We start from the raw sequence: 4,844 nt of genomic DNA on the forward strand, positions 1-4,844 counted from the left end.
CCGGCGGGAGAAGCTCCGCCGGCGCTTCCACCTTCAGCACCGCCAGGTCGCTGTACAGGTCGCGTCCCACCACCTCTGCCGGCAGTTCCTCCCCGCTGAACAGGGTGACCTGGATATCCAGCGCGCCCTCAATCACATGATGGTTGGTGACGATATAGCCGGCGCTGTCATAAATGAAGCCGGAGCCCTCCGTGATATCTATGTAACTCTCCCCTTCATCGGAGAGAGTGTCCTCTACGTTCACCATCTTGGTGGCGCTGATGTTGACCACCGAAGGCCGCACCCGCAGATAGAGCTGAATCAGGGTTTGCTCGAACGGGTCCTCGCCGGCCAGCTCAAACCGGGGCGCCGGCGTCACCTGCGCCGGCCGGGCCGGCGCGCCGGCGGGCGCTATCACTCGCTCCCGCACGACCGCAACCGTCCCCATGCCCAGCACGCCCACGAACATAACGAGAAAAACCACCAGGATGGCTATCAGCGCCCATTCGGCCGGGCGCATTTGTCTGGATTCCATGGGCAACGCTCCTCAGCCTCTGAACGAACGGTCCCGCGCCGTGGGACTTACCGCCGCAAATTGGCCAGCTCTCTGAAAAGCGATTTCTCGCGCTCGGACAAGTTCTCGGGCAGTTTCACCCGCACTTTCACATATAGGTCGCCCCTCTGGGAGGGGTTCTTCAACGAGGGCATGCCCAATCCCTTGAGGCGGAAGGTGCGGCCGGCCTGCGTCTCCGGCGGGATGCGGAGCGCGACCTGTCCCTCGAGCGTGGGCACCCGCACCTCCCCACCCAGCAGGGCGGTGTACAAGTCCACATCCACTTCACAGTGGAGATCATCCCCTTTGCGCTCGAAGACCGCATGGGGCAGGACTTTAATCTTCAGGTACAGGTCGCCGCGCGGCCCGCCGCCGATACCGGGAGCGCCCTCGCCGGCGATGCGCACGCGCGAACCGGTCTTCACGCCGGCCGGTATCTTCACCTCGATGCGCCGGCCGTCCAACTGCAAGACGCGCGTGGTGCCGCGGAACGCCTCCTCCAGGGTGATCTCGACCTCATGCTCGATATCCTGCCCGCGGACAGCGGTGCGGCCGGCGGTGCGTGTGCGGCCCATACCACCGAAGATGGCCTCGAAGAAGTCCGAGAAGCCGCTGGAGCCGAAGCCCTGGCCGAAGAGGTCGCTCAGGTCGCGAAACTCCACCCGCACGCCGCCCGGCGCGCCGGCGAACCACTGGCTCCAATCGAAATCGGCGGCAGAGCGGCCGGCCTGCTGCCACTGCTGCCACTGGGCGCCCAACTGGTCATATTTGGCGCGCTTCTCCGGGTCAGAGAGCACCTCATACGCCTCATTGATCTCCTTGAAGCGCTGTTCCGCGCTCGGATCGCCGGGATTGACATCCGGGTGATATTTGCGCGCCAGCCGGCGGTACGCCTTCTTGATCTCTTCCTGCGAGGCGTTGCGATCTACCCCGAGTATCTTATAATAATCCTTGTATTCCATAGTTGCCGCTCACCGATCCGTTTGGTATGGTTGGCAGTAACAGCCTCGTAGCTCCCGCCCGAGGCTGTGGTCTCGTTTATGCGTGTTGTGACTGGAGAACAACAGGGCAAACAGAAGGGGGTCGTTTTCGGACTGTGCCCTTGCCCGGTCTGGTGTCCCATTGACCCTCATGCTGCCTTGCCGTCGGGTGCGCATCATGACTCCGGGCCAATTCAGATTTGTTATACCCATTATACCATATTCGCAGGATTGTGTCAAGCACCTTAAAAGAAAATGTTAAATTTGCTATACAGATACTGTATAGTACCTTGACCTATTGCGGCATTCAGGCTATAATGTGGGAGGAACGACAGGGCAGGAGGTGCATGATGGGGCTGTTCAATAAAGGGGAGGATGTGCCCCGCTATGTCATCAGCGTGGCGGCGCGCCTGGTGGGGACGACCCCCCACAAACTGCGGGCCTATGAGCGCGCCGGCCTCATCTCGCCGGCCCGCACCGAGGGCAACATCCGTCTCTACTCCGACCGAGATATCCAGCGCCTGCGCCGCATCAACGCCCTGACCCAGCGCGGGGTCAACCTGGCCGGCGTCAAGCTCATCCTCGAAATGGAAGAAAAACGGGGCGGCCGTTAAAGACCGCCCCCGCCCCACACCGCCGGCACCAGCAGGGAGATGCCGAAGATGGCTACCGCGGCAGTGAAGCATAATGCCGCCCAGCCGTGAATGGGCCGCTGGCGCCGGCGCCAGCGCTCCTCCAGCATCTGTTCCACCCGCGGCTGTTCCCGCTCCCGCTCGGGCCTGGTAGCGGGCGGCGGGCCAGGCTCCGCCGGCGCCGACGTATGCGCCGGCGCCGCCCACTGGATCAACAGCCCCAGCAACAACAGGGCCGCCGCGTCAAAGAAGAGCGCGTTGGAAATACGCAGCGCATCGGTCCAGCCCATTACTAAGCAGACCGCACCGACCAGCAAAAGGTTCGCCAGCACCAACGCCAGCCAGCGGAGGAGCCACTGCGCCGGCGCCGGCAGACGGGACCACCACGATTCCCCCGACATCCGCCGCTCTCCCCAACCCTCACGGGGTGACCGTTGCCGTGGAAGACACGACCCCGCCACTCTGTAGGAGCGTCCCCGGATCCAGGATAAACGGCGAGGAACTGGGAAGCATCAGCACCTGGATATTGGGGGCGATCTTCTCGATATAGCGGTACAGCAGGAGATCGCGATTCTGCCGCAGGCTCTCGTTGATGAGCCGCAGGGCTTCTGCCTCTCCCTGCGCCTTGATGATCGCCGCCTGTTTGATGCCCTCCGCCTCCACCGCCTTGCGCTCTGCTTCCAGCCGCTCCTTCTCCACAATATACTTCATCCGCTGGGCTTCCTGCTCGGCGATCTGCTTCTGCTCAATGGCATTGGCGTACTCATCGGTGAAGTTGACGTTGCGGATAAGAAAGCCGCGCAGAATAAGCCCCTCTTCCTCAAAGCGCTTCCGCAATTCCTCTTTAATGGTCGAGCGCAGTTCCTCACGCCGCAAGCTGTACACCTCTTCCACCCTGTACTGGGAGATCCACGCCCGGGTCACGCCGCGCACCGTCGGCCGCACGAAATCGGACAAATAGCGGTTCTGCCACTTCGAGTGCAGGAGCGGCGCTTTCCCCGGGTCTATCTCGAAAAAGACCGTGGCGTCAATGCTGACCTGCTGGCCGTCAATGGTGCGCGACCAGAGGGAATCATCCCCATACTGCGCTCCTTCCTGCGGCGCGATGCTCATGGTGTACGACTGGCGGATGGTGGGATAGCGGTAGACATGGTCAATGAAGGGGGTGATGATATGCAGGCCTGGTGTCAGGACATACGGCCGCAGGCCGTAAATATCGTTGAAGACCACGCCCACCTCCCGCGCGTCGATCACCACCACGCCGGCCGACAGCGTGCTGAACAGGAGCGCCAGCAGGACCAGCACCACGGTGATGCTGATCGAGACCTTGCTCGGCCGGCCGCGCGCCCGCTGAGCAAAGACAAACACCACATACCCGATGACGGCAACCCAGACGACCGTTGCCAGGACCCCCAGCAGTGAAGCGAAGACCATTGGGACACTCTCCTCTTCGCGCCCATGCGCGATGCCATCTAGCTTGCCGGCCTCATCCCATCTGCGACAGGCCCAGCCGGCGCCCTTCCTCCAGCAGTGCCTCCACATGCTCCGGCCGGCGCGCCTCGGCATAGATGCGCAAGACCGGCTCCGTGCCCGAAGGCCGGATCAACAGCCAACTGTCATCTTCCAGCAGGTACTTCACCCCGTCCAGGTCGCTGATGCCCGCCACACGCAGGCCGGCGATGGCCGGCGGGGGATTGGCCACCAATCGCCGCACCAGCTCTCTCTTGGAAAATGCCTGCACCTCGTAGTCGTGCCGGCCGTAATAGAACGGCCCAACCTGCCGCATCAGGTCCGCGACCAGCTCCTCCAGGGAGGCGCCGGCCGCGCACAGGATTTCCACCAACAGTAACCCCATCAAAATGCCGTCGCCCTCGGGGATATGCCCGCGAATGGTGATGCCGCCGGACTCCTCCCCGCCGATGAGCACATCGTCCTCCAGGATGTACTTGCAGATATGGTCGAAGCCCACCGGCGTCTCGTACAGCGGCAGTCCGTACTGCGCCGCCAGCCGGTTCAGCATCTGGGTGGTGGAAATGGTCTTCACCACACAGCCCTTCTGCCGGCGCGCCTCCACCAGGTAGCGCAGGGCGAGCGACATGATGACATGGGGGTCCACAAACCTGCCCTGCGGGGTCATGGCGCCGATGCGGTCGGCATCCCCATCCATGGCCAGACCGATCTCCCACTCGCCGTCCGCCAGCGCATCTTGCAGGGCCTGCAGGTTGCGGGCGATGGGCTCCGGGTGCACCCCTCCGAAGCCGGGGTTCATCTCGCCGCGTATCTCCCGCACCGGACAGCCCAGCTCGCGCAGGAAATCGCGCGTGTAGCCGCGGCCGGCGCCGTGCATGGCATCCACCACGACGCGCGGACAGCGCCCGGCGATGACCTCCCCGTCAATCAGCGTGCGGACATGCGCCAGATAGGCCGGCATAGGGTCGAAGCGCTCCAGCACCCCGCGCGCCTCCGCCTCCTCCACGGGCATTTCCGCCGGCGGCCCCTTCCGCCGTACGATTTCCTCCAGAGAGGATTCGATCGCCCGGATGGTCCCGCTGTCAGCCGAGCCGCCGTAACTGGCCTTCACCTTGATGCCGTTATAGCGGGGCGGGTTATGGCTGGCGGTGATCATGACCCCGCCGTCGGCCTGGAGATGGCGGACGGCGAAGGAAACCGCCGGCGTCGGGACATCGGCCCGCGCCAGAT

Annotated in this window: 6 protein-coding genes; 1 reads left to right on the top strand and 5 read right to left on the bottom strand. The window is 63.8% G+C overall.

Going from position 1 to position 4,844, the window contains the following annotated elements:
* Together H5T60_11575 and H5T60_11580 are read right to left on the bottom strand one after the other, a co-directional pair.
* Positions 1-427, bottom strand: a 427-nt coding sequence (locus H5T60_11575; protein ID MBC7243072.1) for a serine protease, incomplete at its 3' end; no start/stop codon positions are given.
* A 134-nt stretch (positions 428-561) separates the two neighbouring features.
* Positions 562-1,494 carry a J domain-containing protein gene (locus H5T60_11580; GenBank protein ID MBC7243073.1) on the bottom strand — a complete coding sequence of 311 codons (933 nt, stop codon included), beginning with the start codon at positions 1,492-1,494 and terminating at the stop codon, positions 562-564.
* A gap of 368 nt (positions 1,495-1,862) precedes the next feature.
* On the opposite strand from H5T60_11580, the gene H5T60_11585 reads away from it, so the two are divergent.
* Entirely contained in the window at positions 1,863-2,126 is a 264-nt protein-coding gene (locus tag H5T60_11585; protein MBC7243074.1) for a MerR family transcriptional regulator, read from the top strand.
* On the opposite strand, the gene H5T60_11590 is transcribed toward H5T60_11585, so the two are convergent.
* From H5T60_11590 to H5T60_11600, 3 genes are all read right to left on the bottom strand, one after another.
* Positions 2,123-2,545 (bottom strand): hypothetical protein, encoded by a 423-nt coding sequence (locus H5T60_11590; GenBank protein ID MBC7243075.1) that lies wholly within the window; start codon positions 2,543-2,545, stop codon positions 2,123-2,125. The two genes, H5T60_11585 and H5T60_11590, sit on opposite strands and share 4 nt — an antisense overlap.
* 19 nt (positions 2,546-2,564) lie before the next feature.
* A complete protein-coding gene (locus H5T60_11595; protein MBC7243076.1) occupies positions 2,565-3,578 on the bottom strand; it encodes a prohibitin family protein in 1,014 nt (337 codons plus the stop codon).
* A gap of 52 nt (positions 3,579-3,630) precedes the next feature.
* On the bottom strand, positions 3,631-4,844 hold a 1,214-nt coding region (locus tag H5T60_11600), incomplete at its 5' end, for a phosphoglucomutase/phosphomannomutase family protein (protein ID MBC7243077.1).

It is taken from the genome of Anaerolineae bacterium (assembly GCA_014360855.1).
Taxonomy (GTDB): Bacteria; Chloroflexota; Anaerolineae; order JACIWP01; family JACIWP01; genus JACIWP01.

Coding starts and splice junctions, on each gene's coding strand:
- H5T60_11585 (MBC7243074.1), top strand. CDS start 1,863: ATGGGGCTGTTCAATAAAGGGGAGGATGTGCCCCGCTATGTCATCAGC.
- H5T60_11590 (MBC7243075.1), bottom strand. CDS start 2,545: ATGTCGGGGGAATCGTGGTGGTCCCGTCTGCCGGCGCCGGCGCAGTGG.
- H5T60_11595 (MBC7243076.1), bottom strand. CDS start 3,578: ATGGTCTTCGCTTCACTGCTGGGGGTCCTGGCAACGGTCGTCTGGGTT.
- H5T60_11580 (MBC7243073.1), bottom strand. CDS start 1,494: ATGGAATACAAGGATTATTATAAGATACTCGGGGTAGATCGCAACGCC.